At 58.1% G+C, this 20,227-nt stretch carries 22 protein-coding genes and 2 tRNA genes; 14 read left to right on the top strand and 10 right to left on the bottom strand.

Annotated elements, in window-relative coordinates:
* Window positions 1-469: 469 nt before the first annotated feature.
* The 3 genes from M0R30_RS00780 to M0R30_RS00770 are packed head-to-tail and all read right to left on the bottom strand — an operon-like array spanning window position 470 to window position 3,941.
* Window positions 470-1,900, bottom strand: coding sequence for a nucleotide sugar dehydrogenase (locus tag M0R30_RS00780; protein ID WP_292542179.1), 1,431 nt, complete (start codon window positions 1,898-1,900; stop codon window positions 470-472).
* 42 nt (window positions 1,901-1,942) lie between these two features.
* A complete protein-coding gene (locus M0R30_RS00775; RefSeq protein WP_292542178.1) occupies window positions 1,943-2,845 on the bottom strand; it encodes a Gfo/Idh/MocA family oxidoreductase in 903 nt (300 codons plus the stop codon).
* Window position 2,846: 1 nt separating this feature from the next.
* On the bottom strand, window positions 2,847-3,941 hold the full coding sequence (locus M0R30_RS00770; RefSeq protein ID WP_292542176.1) for a DegT/DnrJ/EryC1/StrS family aminotransferase: 1,095 nt from the start codon (window positions 3,939-3,941) through the stop codon (window positions 2,847-2,849).
* A gap of 176 nt (window positions 3,942-4,117) precedes the next feature.
* Here M0R30_RS00770 and pyrB point away from each other — a divergent pair, with 176 nt between their 5' ends.
* The 3 genes from pyrB (at window position 4,118) to M0R30_RS00755 (ending at window position 7,931) form a co-directional block, all read left to right on the top strand.
* On the top strand, window positions 4,118-5,014 hold the full coding sequence (gene pyrB, locus M0R30_RS00765; protein ID WP_292542174.1) for an aspartate carbamoyltransferase: 897 nt from the start codon (window positions 4,118-4,120) through the stop codon (window positions 5,012-5,014).
* Window positions 5,011-5,484 (top strand): aspartate carbamoyltransferase regulatory subunit, encoded by a 474-nt coding sequence (gene pyrI, locus M0R30_RS00760; protein WP_292542173.1) that lies wholly within the window; start codon window positions 5,011-5,013, stop codon window positions 5,482-5,484. The genes pyrB and pyrI overlap by 4 nt, the downstream gene beginning before the upstream one ends.
* A 167-nt stretch (window positions 5,485-5,651) precedes the next feature.
* On the top strand, window positions 5,652-7,931 hold the full coding sequence (locus M0R30_RS00755) for a PKD domain-containing protein (RefSeq protein ID WP_292542172.1): 2,280 nt from the start codon (window positions 5,652-5,654) through the stop codon (window positions 7,929-7,931).
* A gap of 87 nt (window positions 7,932-8,018) precedes the next feature.
* Here the strand turns inward: M0R30_RS00755 and M0R30_RS00750 are convergent, their stop codons facing one another.
* Entirely contained in the window at window positions 8,019-8,480 is a 462-nt protein-coding gene (locus tag M0R30_RS00750; RefSeq protein WP_292542170.1) for a phosphopantetheine adenylyltransferase, read from the bottom strand.
* 30 nt (window positions 8,481-8,510) lie between these two features.
* Here M0R30_RS00750 and M0R30_RS00745 point away from each other — a divergent pair, with 30 nt between their 5' ends.
* Genes M0R30_RS00745 through M0R30_RS00730 form a run of 4 tightly spaced genes read left to right on the top strand, consistent with a single transcriptional unit; the run spans window position 8,511 to window position 12,045 of the window.
* On the top strand, window positions 8,511-9,008 hold the full coding sequence (locus M0R30_RS00745; RefSeq protein ID WP_292542169.1) for a gamma carbonic anhydrase family protein: 498 nt from the start codon (window positions 8,511-8,513) through the stop codon (window positions 9,006-9,008).
* Window positions 9,001-10,278, top strand: coding sequence for a CoB--CoM heterodisulfide reductase iron-sulfur subunit A family protein (locus M0R30_RS00740; protein ID WP_292542168.1), 1,278 nt, complete (start codon window positions 9,001-9,003; stop codon window positions 10,276-10,278). Before M0R30_RS00745 ends, M0R30_RS00740 begins: the two co-directional genes overlap by 8 nt.
* Window positions 10,279-11,322, top strand: coding sequence for an S-methyl-5-thioribose-1-phosphate isomerase (mtnA, locus tag M0R30_RS00735; protein WP_292542166.1), 1,044 nt, complete (start codon window positions 10,279-10,281; stop codon window positions 11,320-11,322).
* Window positions 11,323-11,343: 21 nt separating this feature from the next.
* A complete protein-coding gene (locus tag M0R30_RS00730; RefSeq protein WP_292542164.1) occupies window positions 11,344-12,045 on the top strand; it encodes a DUF116 domain-containing protein in 702 nt (233 codons plus the stop codon).
* Here M0R30_RS00730 and M0R30_RS00725 read toward each other — a convergent pair.
* The 3 genes from M0R30_RS00725 to M0R30_RS00715 all read right to left on the bottom strand — a co-directional run bounded on the left by M0R30_RS00725 (window position 12,010) and on the right by M0R30_RS00715 (window position 13,476).
* Entirely contained in the window at window positions 12,010-12,423 is a 414-nt protein-coding gene (locus tag M0R30_RS00725) for a polymer-forming cytoskeletal protein (RefSeq protein ID WP_292542162.1), read from the bottom strand. The genes M0R30_RS00730 and M0R30_RS00725 overlap by 36 nt on opposite strands.
* 86 nt (window positions 12,424-12,509) lie before the next feature.
* Entirely contained in the window at window positions 12,510-13,352 is an 843-nt protein-coding gene (locus M0R30_RS00720; protein WP_292542160.1) for a geranylgeranylglycerol-phosphate geranylgeranyltransferase, read from the bottom strand.
* Window positions 13,353-13,401: 49 nt separating this feature from the next.
* Window positions 13,402-13,476: transfer RNA gene (locus M0R30_RS00715), tRNA-Arg, on the bottom strand.
* A gap of 61 nt (window positions 13,477-13,537) precedes the next feature.
* Here M0R30_RS00715 and M0R30_RS00710 point away from each other — a divergent pair.
* Window positions 13,538-14,680 carry a tRNA (guanine(10)-N(2))-dimethyltransferase gene (locus M0R30_RS00710; RefSeq protein WP_292542158.1) on the top strand — a complete coding sequence of 381 codons (1,143 nt, stop codon included), beginning with the start codon at window positions 13,538-13,540 and terminating at the stop codon, window positions 14,678-14,680.
* Here the strand turns inward: M0R30_RS00710 and M0R30_RS00705 are convergent.
* Window positions 14,677-15,789 (bottom strand): GTP-binding protein, encoded by a 1,113-nt coding sequence (locus tag M0R30_RS00705; RefSeq protein WP_292542156.1) that lies wholly within the window; start codon window positions 15,787-15,789, stop codon window positions 14,677-14,679. The two genes, M0R30_RS00710 and M0R30_RS00705, sit on opposite strands and share 4 nt — an antisense overlap.
* A gap of 122 nt (window positions 15,790-15,911) precedes the next feature.
* On the opposite strand from M0R30_RS00705, the gene M0R30_RS00700 reads away from it, so the two are divergent.
* Window positions 15,912-15,986: transfer RNA gene (locus M0R30_RS00700), tRNA-Glu, on the top strand.
* 173 nt (window positions 15,987-16,159) lie between these two features.
* A complete protein-coding gene (locus M0R30_RS00695) occupies window positions 16,160-16,291 on the top strand; it encodes a hypothetical protein (RefSeq protein ID WP_292542154.1) in 132 nt (43 codons plus the stop codon).
* 462 nt (window positions 16,292-16,753) lie between these two features.
* Here the strand turns inward: M0R30_RS00695 and M0R30_RS00690 are convergent, their stop codons facing one another.
* Together M0R30_RS00690 and M0R30_RS00685 are read right to left on the bottom strand one after the other, a co-directional pair.
* Window positions 16,754-18,247, bottom strand: a complete 1,494-nt coding sequence (locus M0R30_RS00690) for an MFS transporter (RefSeq protein WP_292542153.1) — start codon at window positions 18,245-18,247, stop codon at window positions 16,754-16,756.
* Window positions 18,248-18,376: 129 nt separating this feature from the next.
* Window positions 18,377-18,565, bottom strand: a complete 189-nt coding sequence (locus M0R30_RS00685) for a hypothetical protein (protein WP_292542151.1) — start codon at window positions 18,563-18,565, stop codon at window positions 18,377-18,379.
* Window positions 18,566-18,737: 172 nt separating this feature from the next.
* Here M0R30_RS00685 and M0R30_RS00680 point away from each other — a divergent pair, with 172 nt between their 5' ends.
* The 4 genes from M0R30_RS00680 to M0R30_RS00665 are packed head-to-tail and all read left to right on the top strand — an operon-like array spanning window position 18,738 to window position 20,162.
* Window positions 18,738-19,112: a hypothetical protein gene (locus M0R30_RS00680; RefSeq protein WP_292542150.1), complete on the top strand. Its 375-nt coding sequence runs from the start codon at window positions 18,738-18,740 to the stop codon at window positions 19,110-19,112.
* 56 nt (window positions 19,113-19,168) lie between these two features.
* A complete protein-coding gene (locus M0R30_RS00675; RefSeq protein ID WP_292542148.1) occupies window positions 19,169-19,309 on the top strand; it encodes a hypothetical protein in 141 nt (46 codons plus the stop codon).
* A 17-nt stretch (window positions 19,310-19,326) separates the two neighbouring features.
* Complete coding sequence (locus M0R30_RS00670; RefSeq protein WP_292542147.1) at window positions 19,327-19,674, top strand: hypothetical protein; 348 nt, start codon at window positions 19,327-19,329, stop codon at window positions 19,672-19,674.
* Between the two features lie 20 nt (window positions 19,675-19,694).
* On the top strand, window positions 19,695-20,162 hold the full coding sequence (locus M0R30_RS00665) for a HEAT repeat domain-containing protein (RefSeq protein ID WP_292542146.1): 468 nt from the start codon (window positions 19,695-19,697) through the stop codon (window positions 20,160-20,162).
* Window positions 20,163-20,227 lie beyond the last annotated feature (65 nt).

Here is a 20,227-nt window from a genome sequence, read left to right as displayed (position 1 = left end):
GGTTATCTGACCGTGCCGCGGTTGTACAACTAACACCTGACGTTTTTTTCCGGCGTGAAGGTCCGGGCTGATATGGCAGGGGTCGGTTGAAAATTTTTGATGAGGGGCTGAGGGGGTGATTGAAAATTTTTTGGTGCGATCGGATCCGCAATTAAAATTTTAAAATTTCTTTCCACTTTCCAGGATCCTTTTTTCCGGGACCCTCATTATTTGATGGGGGCTGATGCCCCCATACCCCCATTGCGATAGACGCCGCCGCCCCCGAAGGGGCGCCCCCGCGGCGGTTTAATTACCCTGCCAATTCACAGAAAACCGGTAATCTGCCCCGCCGTGCCCCGCGAGGGGCCCTGAGGCGGGGAGCCATCGTTATGAATGAGTTTTTTCAGATCCTTGATATAACGCAAGGCATGGACTGGAAAATCTAGTGTATCAAAAAATTCTAAAAAAGTTAGGGAAGAAAAGAAGTTACCTACCCGTCCACAATCTCATGCCGGTTCTTATCCCCGCGCCCGATCCCCTTGTAGATGAACCCGAGCCGGATGTACGTATCCGGGTCAACCATATTGCGCCCGTCAACAATCACCGGGTGCTTCTTTCCGGTGAGGTTCTTGAGATAGGGTGCATCCAAGCCCTTGTAGAGATTGTGCCCGGCAAAGATCACGATCGCATCGGCACCTTCGACTGCCTCCTCGACAAACGGAACGATCGGCACGCCGGGGTACTCGGCCACGTACGGGTCGTGGACGGAAACCATCGCACCTTCCTTCACCAGCAGGTCGCGGTACGGCTCCGCAGGAGTATTCCGGGTATCGTCAGAGTTCGAGAGGAACGCCCACCCGAACAGCGCAACCTTTGCCCCCTTCACCGGCCGGCCCACCCGTTCCAGCGCCTCCTTCGTGAGCCGGAACATGTGGGCGGGCATGAAGTCGTTGATCCGCCGGGCGAGCACGTAGAGCGAGGGCTCTCCTGCCGGGTAATCGAGCAGGTCCTTCCCGAGCACCTGCACACCGCGTTCGAGGTGATAGGTATCCTTCGTAAGGCAGTGGCCCCCGACACCGGCACCGGGCCAGAGCATTGCCCGCGTGATCCCTTCACCCTTCAGGCTGTCGATCCCTGCCCTGACATCGTACACATTGATCCCCATTGCCTCGCAGTAGAGGGCGAGCTCGTTGACCGCAGCGAGCTGGAGGTCGCGGAACGTGTTCTCCGCGGTCTTCGTCACTTCCGCCGCGGTGGCAGTCATCGGGATCACCTTCCCGAGGGTCAGGACCGGGGTGTAGAGCTCTGTTGCCCGCTGCGTGCTCGCCTCATCGATGCCGCCGACGATACGGTCGTGCTCCCGGATATTGCGCAGAAGCCTGCCGACCATCACCCGCTCCGGGGCATGGGCAAGAGCAAAGTCTTCTCCGGCAACAAGGCCGGACTCATCTTCCAGGATCTCGCAGGTAATCCCGGAGGTGGTGCCGGGCGTGATCGTAGATTCGAGTACGACAAGCATACCGGGCGTCAGGTTCCGGCCCACGTTCCGTATCCCTTCGAACAGGGCAGAGAAGTCCGGAAGGAGGTCTTCCTTGTTCAGGAACGGGGTCTGGATGGAGAGCGTGACGGCATCCAGTTCCCGGATCCTTGAAAAGTCCGACGTGCAGGAGAATTTGCCTGCGGCAACGACCTTCTTTAACAGGTCTTCAAGCCCGGGCTCCTCGCCTTTGAGGGGGCACTCCCCCCGGTTGAGCATGGCGATCTTGTAACCGGATGACGGGGAGTCACGCTGGAACCCATACACCGTGTCGAACTGCGGGGCATCCGCAAACAGTACCGCGGCCGGGATGCCGACATACCCCATGCCCAGCACGCCGATCTTCGTTACCGGTCCCCGTTTCCTGATGATATCCGAAAGCATTGCTTCACCCCCTGTCCTGTCCATTTGAGGAGGTCCCAAAAATCAGAGACCCGCCTGGATCGTCTCGCATACCCGCAGGTTCTCGATCGCCTGCTCCGGTGTGATCGGGAACGGGCTTTTAGTACGCACGCACTCGACAAAGGTCGAGAGTTCCCGCTTCAGCGGCTCGAGCTTGTTCACCATCACCTTCTCAATGATGTTCTCCTGGACGTACCGTTCGGCCTCGAACTGGTACTGTCCCGGTTTCCGGTAGATCGTGACTTCCTGGGTCATGAAATCGCCCTCGATCGTGCAGTCTTCCTGCTCGACATAGATCATACGGATCTTCTTGGAGGACTTGCGGCTTGCGGAGAGGGCAACCGGGATCTTCCCGCACTTCATTAAGACACTGCACACGTCAGCTGAACCGGCGCTGTGGATCGCGGAGGGCTGGCCGAACAGGTTGAGGAGGATATCGATGTCGTGGATCATCAGGTCCTCGATGACCGTGCTGCCGGTCACCCGTGCCGACGCCGGGTTGTGCCGTTTCATCTCCACGTAGAGCGGCTTGTCCACGATCTTTTTGATCTCGCTCACGACCGGGTTGAACCGCTCGATGTGGCCGACCCCGATCGTGATCCCGGCAGGGGCGGACTTCATGAGGTCGATCGCTTCCTTTGCCGTGGCAGCGATCGGTTTCTCGATGAGCACCGCCTTTTTCGCTGCAAAGACCTGACGCACCGTTGCCGCGTGGAACGGGGTTGGCACGCAGACGCTGACCGCATCCGACCGTGCCAGCAGCTCGTCCATGGAACGGCAGACAACGGCGCCATGCTGGTCACCGATGGTCTTAGCTGCCGCCGCGTTCACGTCAAACACGGCAACGGAGTCCACGCTCTTCAGTTCGGAGTACACGCGGACGTGGTTCTTTCCCATGGTCCCGACACCGATGATGCCGATATCCATTTCAGCTCACCCGGTTGATGGTGTCGCAGATATATGCGAGCTGTTTCTGGTCGAGCATGGGATGGACCGGGAGACTCAGTACCGATCCTGCAAGCCGGGTCGCGACCGGGCATGGGTCCGGGCTGTTTTCGAGGCCGAAGACCGGTTGCCGGTGCAGGGGGATCGGGTAGTGGATCGCGCTGCCGATCCCCTTGGCCTTGAGATATTCGACGAACTCTGCCCGGCTCATCGGGAACTCATCGGTAAGGCGGATGACGTACTGGTGGTATACCGATTGCACACCGGGCGCAATGACCGGGGTGATGAGCCCCCTGACAGAGAGGTGCGTGTCGAAGTACCCGGCATTCTTCCGGCGCCTCAGGTTGAACTGTTCCAGTCTTTTCAGCTGGACGAGCCCGATCGCGGCGGCGATATCGGTCATCCGGTAGTTGTAGCCGAGCCGCGTATGGAGGTATTTCTCGCTCTGGCCGTGGTTGACGATAAGGCGAAGCAGTTCGTTCCCGGCCTTATCGGGTGTCGTCACCATACCGCCTTCGCCGGTGATCATATTCTTTGTCGCATAAAAGGAGAAACAGGCAAAGTGCCCGAACCCCCCCACGGTTTCCCCGTTGGACTGGGCGCCGTGGGCCTGGGCCGCGTCCTCGATCAGTTTCAGGTTATGGCGCCCGCAGCATGCCTGCACTGCACGGATATCAAACGGCTGGCCAAAGAGGTGAACGCCTATCACCGCACGTGTCTCTGGCGTTATGCGCTCATCGATCAGCCGGGGGTTGATATTGAAGGTCTGTTCGTCCACATCCACGAACACCGGCGTTGCGCCGCACATCGCTACCGCCGATGCCGTGGCAAAGAACGTGAATGCCGGCACGATCACCTCGTCGCCGGGCCCGACACCCGCGGCAAGCAGTGCGGTGTGAAGGGCGGCAGTGCCATTGTTCACCGCAACGGCATACGGGGTGCCGCAGTAATCGGCAAACTTCCGCTCGAATTCCAGGACGCGTTCCCCCGAAGCCAGCATACCGGATTCGAGAACTGCCGTCACCGCGGATATTTCTTCCGGGCCGATCACCGGCCGTGCAATATGTATAGGATCCAAGGAGTTTCCTCACAAAACCTGAACAGATATTGATAAGAAAATGCGTAACCATCCAATAATATTATTCCTGTCCGGGGCAGGGTGCTCCAGGGAAGGCGGCCTTTCCGCTGGGAAGAGAGGTAATTTAGGGCATGAGCAAAATATATTCACCAGATAAAGAGTCGGGAGGGTGAGTGGTGCACCATATCATATCGATCGGGGACTTTGACCGGAACGGGATCGACCGCCTGCTGGATCATGCAGGCCAGATTGACAGGAAGAAATACGATTCGAACGCCCTTGGCGGAAAGATCCTGGCCGTCCTCTTCTTCGAGCCCAGCACGCGGACCCGGCTCTCCTTTGAATCGGCCATTGCCCGGCTCGGCGGCACCTCCCTCTCGGTCGGCAGTGTCGAGGCCTGCTCCATGGCAAAAGGCGAGACCCTCGCCGACACCGTCCGCGTTGTGAGCGGCTATGCGGACGCGATCGTCATCCGCCACCCGAAGGAGGGGGCCGCGCGGCTTGCCGCAGAGTTCTCCACCGTCCCGGTCATCAATGCCGGCGACGGTGCCGGGCAGCACCCGTCCCAGACCCTCCTCGACCTGTACACGATCCGCCAGTCGATGCCCATCGATAACATCGACATCGCGCTTATCGGCGACCTGCGCTACGGGCGTACCGCCCATTCCCTTGCCTCGGCCCTCTCGCTCTACAATGCCCGGTTGCACACTATCAGCCCCAAGGGGCTCGAACTTCCCGCAACGCTCTCGGAGCAGCTGACGGAAAAAGGGATGGAGATCATTGAGCACGACAGCATCAGCGACATCATCCGCGAGGTGGACGTGCTCTACGTCACGAGGATCCAGCGCGAACGGTTCCCCGATTCGGCATCGTACTTCAACGTTGCCTCAAGCTACCGGATCACCCCGGAACTGCTGGCGGATGCAAAGAAACACCTGATCGTGCTCCACCCGCTCCCGCGTGTCGACGAGATCGACCCCCGGGTTGACAGCCTGCCCCATGCCCGGTACTTCGAGCAGTCGAGAAACGGTGTCCCGGTCCGGATGGCGATGCTGATGCAGGTGATGCAATGAAGAGCAGTGAATCGGCTGACAACGAGGGCCTGCTGGTCCGCCGGATCAAGAACGGCACGGTGATCGACCACATCGACGGCGGCGAGGCCCTCAACGTTGTCAAGATCCTCGGGATCACCGGCACAACGCAGGAAGCCCTCTCCATCGCGACCAATGTCCAGAGCCGGGACATGGGGAAGAAGGACATCGTCAAGCTGACCAACCGTGAGCTCTCAAAAGAGGAAGTGGACCGGATCGCCCTGATCTCGCCGCGTGCGACCATCAACATCATCAGGAACTACAAGGTCTTCGAGAAGAAAGGAGTGGAGATCCCGACCCTGATCGAGGGGTTGGTCCGCTGCCCGAACCCCGGGTGCATATCCAATACCCACGAACCGATCCAGAGCAAGTTCAAGGTCATGCCAAACGGGCTCCGCTGCACCTATTGCGACTGGGTGATCACCAAGGATGTCACCAGCCATATCATCTGACCTTTACCGGATTTCTCTTTCATACCCGCGTTTCCGATAATCCCGCCTGGTCCGGGATAAACCGGTTTTTCCCTGTTTCCGTATCAGCACCATTCCATTTAAAAAAAAATAATACGTACCAAGGTATGGAATTATATATCAGGTAATTGATATGACTGGATGTGATCATGATGAGATCAAGTAAGTTCTTTTTGTATGCAGGACTGGTTGTCCTGCTCCTGGCCCTGGCAGTCCCCGGGGCCTCTGCATCAGGGACTACCCAGCCAGGCTACATCACGGTGGGCCTGGCACCGGTTGCCCAGTTTGATGCCCACTATGCCTTTACGACCATCCCTACGAAAGTGATCTTTACGGACAATTCGCTGGGTTCAACCCCGATGACATGGGAATGGGACTTTGGTGACGGGGCAACCTCCACCGACCAGAACCCCAGCCACATGTATCTCAAGCGCGGCACCTATTCGGTCACCCTGACCGTGAAGAATCCCTACGGCACCAGCACGGCCATCAAGAAGGACTACATCACCATCGGCGTGAGCCCCCGGGCTGCCTTCGTGGCTGACCCGACCTCCGGCGGGACCCCGCTGAACGTGGCATTCACCGACCAGTCCACCGGCCAGGTCACTGCCTGGCAATGGGACTTCGGCGACGGACAGGGATCGACTGAACAGAACCCGGTCCACACCTACTGGACCTCCGGCGTTTACCGGGTCATCCTGACCGTATCCAATGAGTTTGGCTCATCGGATGTTGCCAAGAACGATTACATCACCGTGAGCGGCGATCTTGTCTCAAAATTCATTGCAGACCCGTCCTCCGGCAAAGCCCCCCTTGCAGTCATGTTTACTGACAAGTCACTGGGCAGCCCCACGGAATGGGCATGGGACTTTGGCGATGGCATGACCTCGACCGGACAGTACCCGAGCCACACCTTCACTTCCGCAGGGTCGTATGACGTGAAACTCACCATCACCCGTAATGCCGAGACCGCCTCGTCCACCCAGACGCTGAACGTCGGTGGTGTACCCAATGCGGATTTTGCCGGGGCACCCACCCACGTGAACACCGATGAAGCAGTCGCGTTCACGGACAAGTCCGGCAACTCACCGACTTCCTGGTCATGGGACTTTGGCGACACCGCAACCTCGACTGTCCAGAACCCGAGCCATGCATACCAGGTGAAGGGGATCTACACGGTCTCGCTCACTGCACGGAATGCAAACGGCAGGGACATTGAGACCAAAACCGGTTACATCAACGTCGGGATTGCCCCGAAAGCCGAGTTCATCCCGGTCATCGTGCCCTACCAGCAGTACAAGGTGCCCATGTCGGTGAACTTCATCGACCAGTCTACCGGAATACCGACATCATGGTCCTGGGACTTTGGCGACGGGTCAACCTCAACCGACCAGAACCCGACCCATCGCTTCATGAAAGAAGGTACCTACACGGTCACCCTCACCGCAACAAACAACTTCGGTTCAGACACCAAGGTACGGACTGACCTCATTACCGTCGGAGGCGGCGCAGCGGTTGATTTCGTTGCTGACAAGACCACCGTAGGTGTGGGCAGGATCGTCACCTTCACTGACCTTTCAACCAGCAACCCGACCCTGTGGGTATGGGACTTCGGTGACGGCACAACCGGCACCGGTGCGAAACCGGACCACGTGTACCGGACAACCGGCGTCTACGATGTTACCCTCACCGCATCGAACCCGTACCTGACGAACTCACGGACCAAGAACCAGTACATCACGGTCCTTGCCATCCCGAAGGCTGACTTCGTTGCTGACAAGACCCGCGGCGGTGCACCAATGGCCGTGTCCTTCACGGACAAGTCCGGCAACTCGCCGACTTCCTGGTCATGGGACTTTGGCGATGGATCGACATCATCCGAACAGAACCCGACCCACACCTACACCACCCTTGGCACCTACACGGTCTCCCTGACCGCATCCAACAATGACGGGAAGGACATCGCATCAAAGGCGAACTACATCATGACCACCCTTGCACCGGTTGCTGAATTCGGGGCAAACCGCCAGGTGGGCAAGGCACCGTTCGTTGTCGAGTTCACGGACCTCTCGAGCAACGAACCGACCAAATGGAAGTGGGACTTCGGCGATGGGACGAGTTCATCCGAACAGAACCCGCGCCACATCTACCTGTTTGAGGGCTCGTACGATGTCAGCCTCACGGTAACCAACCAGTATGGCAGCGACACCATGTTCAAGACCGGGACTTCAGCAGCAGCAACGCCCGGCGCGACCACCAGTGAATCCACGGTCGCACCAACGCCGGAGGCGACGGTACCGGGTGCCGCAGCAGCAGCACCGGCAGCAGCTGCTGCCAGCCCGACCACACAGGCACCCCTGCCTGCAATGGTCTCTGTGATCGCAGCAGCCTTTGCGATGCTCGCAATCGCGGTTGCCCACAGGAAATAATCTTTTTTGTAATTTTCGGGGTAATACCGTCGTATAAAACAGCACGCCGGAATTGTACGATCCCGGAGATCTGCCGTTATTCAGCAGTTACCCGTGCAGGATATGGCCATGGATGTCGATCTCGCCCCGGTAAATGCGGGTGCTCGAGATCCAGCGGCCGTCATCCGCGAGGACACAACTGATCTGGTGGATGTCGACTTTCCGTTTGCCGTTCCCGCGCCGGATCGTGTTGATCTCGACCGCTACGGGGAGGGTCTCCTCGGAGACCACGATCGCATCGAAATCGTACTCGATCGCAGAGCCAAACCGGTCGTTCAGCGGCTCGATCCGCCATTGTACAGGATAGTTCTTTTTCGTGATATACGCCTCAAGGTCCGCCTTCCGTTCCGCAAACGGGCGGATGGGGTGTACCTTGCGGCTCGCAAACGTATCGGTGGTCAGGCCGATCACGACATGTCCCGAGGGGCCGGCAAGCTCGAACGACCGGTTCAGGAGACTCTTGTGACCGTCATGCAGGGGATCGAAGGTTCCCCCTACCATAACCTTCATGTTCCTTGATTCTTAATTTCCTATGTTATTATGCATATGGATGGGAAGGTCACAGGCGTTGCGTTGTTTGCCGCCGGTAATGCAACGGTAACGGGAGATGTGACGATCGGCCGGGATGTGGGGATCTGGTTCGGGGCCGTGGTCCGTGCGGACAAGGACCGGATCGTGATCGGCGACCGTTCCAACATCCAGGACAACTGCGTGGTCCATACCAGCAAAGGGTTTCCGGTACTCCTAGGCAGCGATGTCTCGGTCGGGCACGGGGCGATCCTCCATGGCTGCACGATAGGAAACCGGGTGCTGGTCGGCATGGGCGCAATCGTGCTCAACGGTGCAAAGGTCGGCGACGGGTCGGTCATCGGGGCAGGTGCCGTTGTCACCGAAGGCATGGACGTGCCGGAACGCTCGGTCGTTGTCGGCGTCCCCGGTAAGATCATCAAGCAGGCAAGCGACAGCCAGCAGCAGCACATCCTCTCCAATGCTTCATCGTATGCGGAACTTGCAGGAGAGTACGCCCGTCATGGCTAGCGTTGTCGTCATCGGGGCAGGAGTGGCCGGCATCCAGGCGGCACTGGATATCGCCGGGCACGGGGTCCACGTCCACCTCGTCGAAAGAGAACCCACCATTGGCGGGCACATGGCGCAGCTGGACAAGACGTTTCCAACGAACGACTGTTCGATGTGCATCCTCTCCCCCAAGATGGTGGACGTGAGCCGTAACCCTGGCATCACCATCCATACCTGTGCCGAAGTCGACCATGTCGAAGGTGAAACGGGCAATTTCCGCGTCACGATAAAGAAACACCCCCGGTACGTCGATGAGTCGACCTGTACCGGGTGCGGGGACTGCATCCAGATCTGCCCGGTAGAAGTTTACAACCGGTTCGATTCGGGCGTTGGTGTCCGGAAGGCAATATACAAGCCGCATGCACAGGCAGTCCCGGATGTCGTTGTCAAGGACAACGAGCACTGCATCGAGTGCGGGCTCTGTTACGATGCCTGCGGCCCGGGTTCCATCCGTAAGAATGACGAGGAGACGACCCTGACCGTTGATGCGGCAAGCATCGTTGTTACCACGGGATACTCGGTCTTCGATGCCCGGGTAAAGTCGCCGTTCAATTATCTCACCCTTCCCGACGTGGTCACGAGCCTCGAACTGGAGCGGATGATCAACGCGGGCGGACCCACCGGGGGCAAGGTGAAGAGGATGAGCGACGGGAAGGAGCCGAAGTCCATTGTCTTTATCCAGTGCGTTGGTTCCCGCGACATGACGATCGGCCGCCCGTACTGCTCCTGCGTCTGTTGCATGCAGGCGATAAAGAACGCGATGCTGATCAAGGAGAAGCACCCGGAGACGGATGTGCTCATCTGCTACATGGACATCCGTGCCTACGGGAAGGGATACGAGGAGTATTTCGAGCGGGCAAAAGCCATCGGGGTGCGGTTCCTCAGGGGCATGCCGTCCGATGTACTCCCGGACCGGAACGGCATGATCCTGCAGGTCGAGGACTCCGAGACGTCCGAGGTCCATGTCCTGCACCCGGAACTCGTGGTCCTCTCGGTGGGGATCGAACCCGCGGAGGCGGGAGCGGCCCTTGCGGAAAAACTGGGGATCGCACGGGAGGAGACGGGGTTCATCCGGTCCGTGCACGATGCGGTCGATACGGTCTCGACACTCCGGCCGGGCATCTACGTTGCCGGTACCGCCACCGCTCCCCGGGATATCCCGGACAGCGTCGCCTCCGGGGAATCGGCGGCAATGCGGGCATGGATCGATGCAAAAAAGGCGGGGCCGTAAGTGAACGACTCTGCCACGCTCTGGTGGGACAAAGAGAAAGACAGTCTCTGTTACATCGAACAGACACTCCTGCCGGGCGAATACCGGATCATCGAGTGCCGGACTGTTGACCGGCTGGCCACCGCTATCCGCAGACTCGAGATCCGCGGGGCACCGGCGCTCGGGGTTGCCGGGGCATATGGCGTCGCCCTTGCAACCCGCACAATAACGCATAACGACTTCGCACCATTCATGGACGGTGTACGAGAGGCTGCCGGACTGCTCCGTTCGACCCGCCCGACCGCGATCAACCTTGGCTGGGGGATCGACCGGGTGCTCGCCACCCTGGCCACCGCCCGCACTGCCGGAGAGGCAAGCGATCTCTCGCTTCGTGAAGCGGAGACCATCGCCCGCGAGGACACCGCATGTTGCCACGCGATCGGGGACAACGGGGCGGCCCTGCTCCCTGACCGCTGCACGGTCCTCACCCACTGCAATGCCGGGGCCCTTGCCTGCTCATCGTGGGGGACGGCGCTGGGGGTGATACGCTCCGCCGTGAAAGCCGGAAAGGACGTAAAGGTGATCGCCTGCGAGACCCGCCCGCTCCTCCAGGGTGCCCGTCTCACGGCATGGGAACTGGAACGGGACGGGATCGATGTGACCGTGATCACCGATTCCATGGCCGCCCATTTCATGCGGGCGGGTGCGATCGATGCCGTCATTGTCGGTGCCGACAGGATCACCCATGATGCCGTCTTCAACAAGATCGGCACCTACATGCATGCCGTCTGCGCCCGCCACCACGGGATACCGTTCTATGTGGCAGCGCCGTTGTCAACGTTCGACGCAGACAACGGTGAACGCGACGTTGTAATAGAGGAGCGGGGGCGTGATGAGGTCACCGTCATGGGCGGCCGGACCTGTGTCCCCGAAGGCGCAAAGGTGAAGAACCCGGCATTCGATGCAACACCGGTGGGACTCGTCACCGCGATCATAACGGAAACGGGCGTGCTCCGCCAGCCCATCGATACCCGATCACACTTATCTCTCCCAAAATCCCATTAACCTACAATATTTCTTCCTGTCATGGCATTTGATTTTACGACATGGAACAGCCTCATGTATATCATCGGGGAGGTAACAGTCATCGTCATACTCGGGGCGCTCATCATCTCCTTTGTGCTGGTCATCATCTCGCTCTATTCCATAAAGAAACAGAAGCTCTACTTCCCGAAACTTCTCAAGTCCGGGCTGGTCTTTCTCGAAGGGGTAATGAAGGCGATGTTCCGCTTTATCGGCCTTGAGGACCGCGAGATGCTCTCCTTCTTTATCAATCTCCAGAACACCATGAACTCCGCTGAGTTCGGGCGCGTCCCGGTTGCCGAGCGGGCGATCTTCATGCCCCAGTGCCTGCGGTCCTCCCAGTGCCCTGCCCACCTGACACCCGAAGGCTTAAAGTGCAGGAACTGCGGCCAGTGCAGTATCGGTGAGGCAAACGTCCTGCTCGAACGCCTCGGGTACCGGATCTTCATCGTACCGGGATCGTCCTTCATCAAGCGCATGGCAAAAAAATACCGGCCGAAAGCAATCATTGGCATTGGCTGCCTTTCCGAAGTGAAAGAGGGGATCGACATGGCCGACAAGATGGGGCTCGTCGTCATGGGGGTCGTGACGTTAAAAGAAGGGTGCGTCGAGACGATCGTCAACTGGCCCGATGTCTACGAAGTTGCGGTGCTGGGGATCGACCCGTCATCAATTCCCGAGGACCTTCATACTCTTACCGATTAGGTTCCCGCTCTTGATCTTCCCGTGGACGATGATCGTGTCTTCGCTGGTCACGTCTCCCACGATGACACCGGTACGGAGGATCACCTTTCCACCTGCCTTGACCGAGTGGACACTGGCATGGTCGAGGATCGTGACATCACCGTGGGCAATGATCGGGCCCTTGACCCGGCACTGGCTCCCGATCAGCGCATTCCGGCAGCTGATCTCGAGCGCAACGCTGGACCGGGGGCCCAGCTCGAGGCTGCCGGTGACGTTGAGCCTGCCCCAGAAATGGGTATGGGGGGGCACGACAAAGTCCCCGTCAACTTTTACGTTCCCTTCGAAATACGAACCTTTCTCGGCAAAATAGGTATTTCCTTTCCGGATGAGCGTGGGCATTGGTCTCTAGGATAATGGTGGAGCGATCGCGGGGATAAACTTGTTGCTCGGAACTCCGGGGGGTCCCGTCACCCCCCGGGAGACAATTAACCGAGGAAGAGAACGGAAAGGACGAAGACGATGAGGGAGGCGAACATGCTGTATTTCAGTACCGCCGATGCGCCGGAGTCCCGGATACATGCAGGACGGTCACAGTGCAGGGCCCGGTATGCCGCAGCGATGAGGGTGAGGTCCACAATGCCGATCATCACAAGATACGGGACCCCCCACCACCAGAACGGGACGATGCTTGCAATAGATGAGAGCAGGACAAACACGAAGGCACAGTATGCGGTCTTTTTCACGCCGATCCGGATCGGGAGCGTGGACGCACCTCCCACTGCATCGCCTTCCACATCCTCCGCGTCCTTGAGCAGTTCCCGGGCCATCATTGCAAGGAAGGTCATGAAGGCAAGAGGAAGAAGGCTGATGAGGCCCCCGGTGCCGGCGAACGCCCCGCCAAAGAGGAACATGCTTGCGCTCAGGTAGGCAACCACGACATTGCCTACGACCGGCATGCTCTTGAACCGGGCCGCATAGAGCGCCAGCAGGAAGGAGTTGAAGAGGGCAATCCCCGCACAGATCGGGTTTGTGAACAGGCTGACCACGATACCTGCGGCAAAGAGGAGGACCGCGTACCGGAGTGCAGCATTGCGGGAGACCTGCCCGGACGGGATCGGGCGGTCGGCCCGGTTCACCGCATCGATCTCCGCATCGAAGTAATCGTTGATCACGTTGCCGGCGGCCGTGATGAGGACGACTACAATAAAGAGGAGAAGGGCTGCCAGAACGAGCGTGCCGGTGGCAATGAGGTAGGCAACGACCGCCGCTACGCCTGCCATCACGGCATTTGCCGGGCGGATGATGTTCAGAAAACCGGCAGCACTCATTGGATCACATTCTGGTTGTCCGGCAGATAAAATGCACGAAAAATAATGACGGGCGAGGGGGGATTTGAACCCCCGGCATTCAGCTTAGGAGGCTGACGCTATGTCCGGGCTAAGCCACTCGCCCTGCTCATATCCATTGCAGGGGAATATGTATAAGTTTTGCGCGCTGCAACATCTCTGGCACCATGGATCTGACAGAGGCAACGGAAGGCAGGACCACGTTCCTCGTGCCGGTCCAGGACGACACGACGCAGTTCCCCCCGGGTTCCGCCCCCATCTTCTTCAACCGACGCATGGAACTCAACCGCGATGCAACCGTCCTCCTCCTCCCGCTCCTCGGACCTTCGGACTATCTCGACGCGATGGGTGCCACCGGTATCCGCGGCCTCCGGGTGGCAAACGAGTGCGGTATTCCCGTGACGATCAGCGACCGTGACCCGATGGCAATCGAGCTGATCACCAAAAACGTGGAACGGTCCGGCCTGCCGGTCACCGTGGTCCACCGCGATGTCAACGCTCTCCTTTCAGAGCAGTCCTTCGATGCCGTTGACCTCGACCCGTTCGGGACACCGGCCCCGTTCGTCGATGCGGGAGTGAAGGGGACCCGGCGCTTCCTCTTCGTGACCGCAACGGACACCGCCCCGCTCTGCGGTGCGCACCTGAAGGCCGGGATCCGCCGGTACTCCGCGGTCCCGATGAACACGGAGTACCACAGCGAGGTGGGCCTCCGCATCCTGCTGGGATTTGTTGTCCGGCAGACTGCCCGGTACGACCGGGGGGTCGAGCCGATCTTCTGTTATGCCCGGGAGCACTTCGCCCGCCTCCACCTCCGGCTGCTCCGGGGCCCGCAGGCTGCCGATGCAAGCCTGAAGCAGACCGGGTATATCCACCAGTGCAGGAAATGTCCCTACCGGGAAACGGAAGCCACCATTCTCTCGTCGTCCCGGACCTGCCCCCACTGCGGCGAGCCCCTCCAGCCCATCGGCCCCCTCTGGATCGGTGACCTCCACAACCGGGCGATCCTTGCGGATATGCGGGCCCGGGCTGATTCGGTATCGGCCGGGTCAAAAAAAGAACTCGTGAAACTGCTGGACTGCTGCATGGAAGAACTTCCCTTCCCGGGCTTTTACGATTACCACGTGATTGCCAAACGGCTGGTATGTTCCCCTCCTGAAATCACCACCGTACTCAGCCGCATCACCGCCGCAGGGTACCCGGCAAGCCGTACGCACTTTTCAGGGTACGGGATCAAGACGGAAGCACCACTCTCCGTGGTCTATGATGCAATCGGGAGCCGCCCGCAGGACGAAAAAAAGGGATCGTGCTAGCGCTCGACAACAATCGAGAGTATGTCACCGTCAATAAGTTTATGGGTCAGCCCGGTCCGCTGGCCAGGGTGTTTGACGGACTTACCCCAGATCCGGGCATAGCGGAACTTCTGTACGAACTCGCGATGGAGCTTGTTACAGACATCTTCGACCGTGCTCTGGTTCCGGATGATCAGTGGTTCTTCGAGATCGGCCTCTTCGCCAACGGGTTTCATGTAGACCCGCATGAACCCGAGGCAGTCGTAAATCGCATCCTTGAGTTCCTCGGTGTGATAGCCGGCAGCGGCCGATATCATGATCGGCGGGCTGCCGAACCGCCTGGCTATGTCGCGCTCGATCTCGCGATACCGTTCCTTATCAACGAGGTCTACCTTGTTGACCGCGATAAACGCCGGGATGTACACCCGGTTGCCCTGCACGGCATCGATGAAATCGTCCTGTGTCGCATTCCCGCGTATCAGGATATCGGCGTTCATCATCTTCGATTCGGCGAGGATCGAACGCACTTCCTCGATCTCCAGGTCCAGCGTACCGACCGCATTGAGACGGATACCGCCATGCGAGGATTTCTTGATGGTGATATCCGGTTTCCGGACATTGATCCTGATACCGGCGTCGTAGAGTTCCTTGATGAGGACATCGAAATGCCGCTCGTTGAAGACGTCCACGAGGATGATGACAATGTCGGCACCGCGGACGACCGCGATGACTTCCTTGCCCCGGCCCTTGCCCATTGCTGCACCGGCAATAAGTCCCGGGATATCGAGGAGCTGGATCTTCGCTCCCTTGTGCTCCAGTGCACCGGGGACTACCGTAAGGGTGGTGAACGCGTACGCGGCAACGGCGCTCGCGGTGCCGGTCAGCTTGTTGAGGAGCGTGCTCTTACCCGTTGACGGGAAGCCGACAAGGACGGCAGTTGCGTCGCCGGACTTCTTGACCTGGTAGCCTTCGCTGCCACCCCCGGCTTTCATTGCACGGCTGACGGCCTCATCGCGAAGCCGCGCTATCTTAGCCTTGACCCTGCCGATATGCTTAGAAGTAGCCTTGTTATAGGGAGTTTTGGTGAGCTCGTCTTCGAGCTCCTTGATCTGTTCTTCAAGACTACTCATTCCTATATTATTCGCCGCCTGTCCGAGATATAGTTGTTTGTGGCGCTGACATGACGCGGGCAGAAAATGCACCCGTAATAAAATATAAGTAGCGTCATCGCCCATTTTATTGAGCAACTCGCGCTGCTATAGTGTAGTCCGGCCAATCATGCGAGCCTCTCACGCTCGCGACTGGGGTTCGAATCCCCATAGCAGCACTTCTTCTGATTTTTTATTTTTAACATTGTTCAGAGAACGGCAGACATATTTTCCGGTTCTGTCGCGCTGGCAATTGATTTGAAAATCAGCATGCTCTTTTCGAAAAATTTTTTTTCACAAAGTATATGATGCCCCCTTGTAATGGTAATGTATCAATCAGAGGTGTGTGATCGTGGCGAGGGACGAGAGAGAGTTACGGCAGGCGATGTATCAGGTGATTAAAAAAATGCTCGAAGATGGCGAGCTGGTCCCGGTATATGACGGCGACCAGCTCGTGGATATCAGGGTGGTTGTCCCGTCATAACTCTTTTTTAAACGAATGTCAGCTCAAAATTTTTTCATCAAAGTCTGATTGATCCGGATCAGATGTTCAAATCCGACAGGTCATCAGACCTGGAGGATGAGAAGAAACCGTAAGGTTTCTTCGAACCCCGACGAGGAGAAGGGTGGCGTTAGCCAACCTTCGATTTCCTGATAGAGGTTTCGGATCCGGAAAAACGGGGTTTCCTTCATTTGCCGGGCCTGTTCTACGATCGGAAAAAGGGGGCCAACAGAACGCTGCTATTTTGCAGGTTTAAAAAGGTAGAATTGACCCCTGTTTCGGGAGATATCAAATTATATGAGACTTTTCCAACCGCGTGGACAACACTTCCACTCCAGCCGGAAAACCGGATCCCCGTATTGGCAAACGGAGCCCTGTAAGGGCTCCGATTAGTACTATTCTCCCAAGGGGAGAGGTGTCCCGCCAGTCTCCATCGTAAGCCGGTCAGAGCAGTCCCATCGGGGGTTCATCGTCAGCCGTCTTGTTGAGGTTGTCCGGGTGGATCTCCACGATTATAACAAGCGACAGCACGATAATCGCGATGCCGAACAGAAGCGAGACAAAGAATGCGAGATCGAACCCGGCAGCGAGTACCTGCATCTGGATATTCGCGGGTGAAGTCTTCGTGACATCGTGGCCCGCAGCAATCGAGATGATTCCCTGGACGAAGATCAGGTTGAAGGCCGCAATCCCGAGCGTCATGGGGACAAAGCGTGCAAGCGTGGTGACGCTGGAGACCATTCCCTGTTTTGACTTTGCCACCGCATTCATCACCATGTTCGAAGCCGGGGCAATCATCATCCCGAGCCCGAACCCGATCAGGCCGAGCGCAAGGACAACATATCCCGCGAGCGTATCAGCATGCAGTTTTGTCATCAGGAAGTATCCAATCACCAGCACAATGCCGGCCCCGATGCAGAGCCGTTTCGGGCCGACACGGTTGAAGAGCATGCCGGCAAGGAGACCGGAAATCATCATGGCAGCCGAGAGCGATGTCATGATCAGGCCGGACGTTGACGTATCGTAGCCGCTGACGTACTGCAGGTAGAACGGGATCAGGTAATTGATCCCGGAGAAGCTGAAGAAGACAAGGCAGAGGATCACGACCGGGACGATGATGCTCCGTCTCCAGAGCAACCTCAGATCGAGCAGCGGATCGGGCAGCCGGAGCTCATGGACAACAAACCAGGCAAGCGAGATCACCGCAACTGCCGCGAGCGCAAGAATTCCCGGCGATGTCCAGCCAAGCGTCTGACCTTCCGACACCACGTAAAGGAGCGAGGCCAGACCGACAAAGACCAGGGCAGCACCGGTGGAATCAAACCCTTTCTGTTCGGTCTGCCGGGCATCTTTTGGGATCACCTTTGCGCCCAGCATGAGAGCCGCAACGCCAATGGGGACATTGATGAAGAAGATCCAGTGCCACGAGAGGTACTGGGTCAGTATACCGCCTATCGTGGGGCCAATCGCGGTGCCGAGAGCGGCGAGGGTCATGACAATCCCCAGCGCCTTTCCCCTCTGCTCAAGAGGAACATATGAGGTGATCATGGCCGGGGCAATCGCTGCCATCATGGCGCCGCCCACTGCCTGGAAGATCCGGGAACCGATGAGCCAGGTGAGTGAGTCGAAGAGGTCCGGCAGGACACCGCAGGCAAGCGATCCGAGCGTGAAAATAAGAAAACCTGCCAGGAAGACTTTCTTGAACCCGATCATGTCGGAGATCTTACCGAAGATGAGCACGCAGCCTGCCATGACAAGCAGGTATGCCGTTGCAACCCAGCTCACGGCGCTGGTGGAGACATTGAACGCCTCGGAGATGGTCGGAAGTGCGATATTGACAATGGTCCCGTCCAGGCCGGACATGAACATGGCGAGCGATATGGAGAAGATAAGGAGACCTAACCCTGCCTCTTTATTCCCGTTGCCGGTAATTCCCATGGATGAATATTGCCAATTATAGGACAAGAGGGTTGTGTCCGGTTAAACGGTATGGCAGGAGGAACCGGTTTCTTATGACCGTACCGGACAAACGGCGTTCGAATTAAAAGAAAAAGGGGGATTTCTTATTTACATTGCCCGGAACCGTTTGACAACGATATCCATTCCCTTCTTCTTGATCTCGACCTTGATCTTCTTATCCTTGTAACTGACTTCGTGGATACCAATCTTTCCCTGGGCAACGAGGCGTTCGAGGGCGATCTTGTCCGCCCTGAGCATCCTCTTGAAGTCGTCCCCTTCGTAGACTACCTTTACCATAAAACCGCACCTTCCGCGTACAGGGAACAATTAGCAGGAATGCTTATCAAGATATTGTGCGATACGGGTTCTGGCTGTACGATAAACCCGCAGGCAAATTCTCACGTTTTTCCGGCGGAATGTAACCGAAGCATTAAAGAGCGTATCCCGGCATAATCCTATACGAGAAGTTATGAGCAGGGAGAAAATTCAGGTCCCCGGTAAGGTCTATGAGGAACTCGAAGCCCTCCGACGTGAGATCCATTTCACGCTCGATCACAGTGATACGGTCAAGAAGGCGGAAGACCGCGGTTACATGGCCGCAGCCAACTGGATCCGGCAGAATGAAAAGGCGTACAAAGTCGGGTTCTCGTGGGGATTCGAACCAACCGGTGAAGAGCCGGAAGGCATGCTCCGGGATATTCCGGAACCCCGTGCCCCGCCGGTAAAGCGGACCATCGCCAAATCGATGCAGACAATGGAACCCCGCAACAAGAAATCAACCGGCTCAAAAAGTTCCGGCGGCTTTTTCGCCGGCATCAAAACCTGGCTGGGCAAATATTTCTGATCGTCTCTTTTTTTCACCAGCAAGAATAATCGGGCAGAACTGACATACGGGAGCATATGCCAACCTGTGCCGACTGCATCAGTTATACACCCCGTTCAGAGGACCGGGGAGAGTGCCGGATCAATGGTGAGACAACGCCCGACCGGGAGAGCGAACGGTGCCCTTCCCGCACGTTTATTCCAAAGCCCGGAAAATAATGATCAGGATATCTACCATGCCACGCGAACTCGACGACAAAGATATTGCAATTCTCAAGAAACTTGCTCCGGAATGCGGCGACCTGACCTGCTCGGGATCCGACCATATGTTCCATTCGATCCTGCCCCCGGTCTCCAACCATTTCTCCGAAGATTCCGAGGACTTTATCCGGCGCATCAGCCAGCTCAGCACGGAGGAACTCACCTACCTGACCGACATGATCCAGAAGGGCGAAGAGAGCCTCGGGTGCCTGCCGGTTGAGGATGTTGAGGCACTCGTTCACCACATCCATGACCATATTTCCCCGGAGGTGGCCACGAAAGTCATCTCGGCATACGAGTCCGGGAACGCGTGCGAACATTAACGGGAGTGCTGCACCGGCATATGACAGATCTCACTCCTTTTTTCACGGATCTTCAGGCAGGAAGCATTGCGAAACGGCGTGCCGCAGCTGCCGCACTCGGAAAGTCCGGTTCCCCTGACGCGATCCCGGCGCTTTCAGCCGCAGCCACGGATCCCCACCCGTCCGTCCGGTGCGAGGTTGTACAGGCACTCGGCCGGCTGGGTGATTCTTCAGCGGTTCCTTCCCTTACCCTGGCCCTTGACGATGCAGAACCGACAGTCCGGGTGGCCGCCCTTGCGGCGCTCGGGAGGATCCGGGATCCACAATCTGCGACGGCGGTCATCAGACTTCTCGCGGACCGGGAAATCGAGGTACGGATCGGTGCAGCTACAGTCCTCGGGAGATTGGGCGACCGGCGGGCGGTTGAACCCTTGAAACAACTTATGAACGATCCCTTTTCCGATGTGCGGGAAGCTGCCGGTGCAGCGCTCCTGCGGATGGGGAACTGATTGCCCTGTTCAGGACTCCCACCCACCGGCCTGCCACCCGTTTCATTTTTATTCCTGCGACACCA

The sequence above is a fragment of the Methanoregula sp. genome (assembly GCF_023227875.1).
GTDB lineage: Archaea > Halobacteriota > Methanomicrobia > Methanomicrobiales > Methanospirillaceae > Methanoregula.
Note: the sequence above shows the minus strand (reverse complement) of the source record. Positions and strands in the feature narration are given on the sequence as shown.

Bases quoted from the DNA above. Each gene is read 5' to 3' on its own strand.
- M0R30_RS00780 (WP_292542179.1), bottom strand. From the start codon at position 1,900: ATGCTTTCGGATATCATCAGGAAACGGGGACCGGTAACGAAGATCGGC.
- M0R30_RS00775 (WP_292542178.1), bottom strand. From the start codon at position 2,845: ATGGATATCGGCATCATCGGTGTCGGGACCATGGGAAAGAACCACGTC.
- pyrI (WP_292542173.1), top strand. From the start codon at position 5,011: ATGAAGAGCAGTGAATCGGCTGACAACGAGGGCCTGCTGGTCCGCCGG.
- M0R30_RS00755 (WP_292542172.1), top strand. From the start codon at position 5,652: ATGATGAGATCAAGTAAGTTCTTTTTGTATGCAGGACTGGTTGTCCTG.
- M0R30_RS00750 (WP_292542170.1), bottom strand. From the start codon at position 8,480: ATGAAGGTTATGGTAGGGGGAACCTTCGATCCCCTGCATGACGGTCAC.
- M0R30_RS00745 (WP_292542169.1), top strand. From the start codon at position 8,511: ATGCATATGGATGGGAAGGTCACAGGCGTTGCGTTGTTTGCCGCCGGT.
- M0R30_RS00740 (WP_292542168.1), top strand. From the start codon at position 9,001: ATGGCTAGCGTTGTCGTCATCGGGGCAGGAGTGGCCGGCATCCAGGCG.
- M0R30_RS00730 (WP_292542164.1), top strand. From the start codon at position 11,344: ATGGCATTTGATTTTACGACATGGAACAGCCTCATGTATATCATCGGG.
- M0R30_RS00725 (WP_292542162.1), bottom strand. From the start codon at position 12,423: ATGCCCACGCTCATCCGGAAAGGAAATACCTATTTTGCCGAGAAAGGT.
- M0R30_RS00720 (WP_292542160.1), bottom strand. From the start codon at position 13,352: ATGAGTGCTGCCGGTTTTCTGAACATCATCCGCCCGGCAAATGCCGTG.
- M0R30_RS00710 (WP_292542158.1), top strand. From the start codon at position 13,538: ATGGATCTGACAGAGGCAACGGAAGGCAGGACCACGTTCCTCGTGCCG.
- M0R30_RS00705 (WP_292542156.1), bottom strand. From the start codon at position 15,789: ATGAGTAGTCTTGAAGAACAGATCAAGGAGCTCGAAGACGAGCTCACC.
- M0R30_RS00690 (WP_292542153.1), bottom strand. From the start codon at position 18,247: ATGGGAATTACCGGCAACGGGAATAAAGAGGCAGGGTTAGGTCTCCTT.
- M0R30_RS00685 (WP_292542151.1), bottom strand. From the start codon at position 18,565: ATGGTAAAGGTAGTCTACGAAGGGGACGACTTCAAGAGGATGCTCAGG.
- M0R30_RS00680 (WP_292542150.1), top strand. From the start codon at position 18,738: ATGAGCAGGGAGAAAATTCAGGTCCCCGGTAAGGTCTATGAGGAACTC.
- M0R30_RS00675 (WP_292542148.1), top strand. From the start codon at position 19,169: ATGCCAACCTGTGCCGACTGCATCAGTTATACACCCCGTTCAGAGGAC.
- M0R30_RS00670 (WP_292542147.1), top strand. From the start codon at position 19,327: ATGCCACGCGAACTCGACGACAAAGATATTGCAATTCTCAAGAAACTT.
- M0R30_RS00665 (WP_292542146.1), top strand. From the start codon at position 19,695: ATGACAGATCTCACTCCTTTTTTCACGGATCTTCAGGCAGGAAGCATT.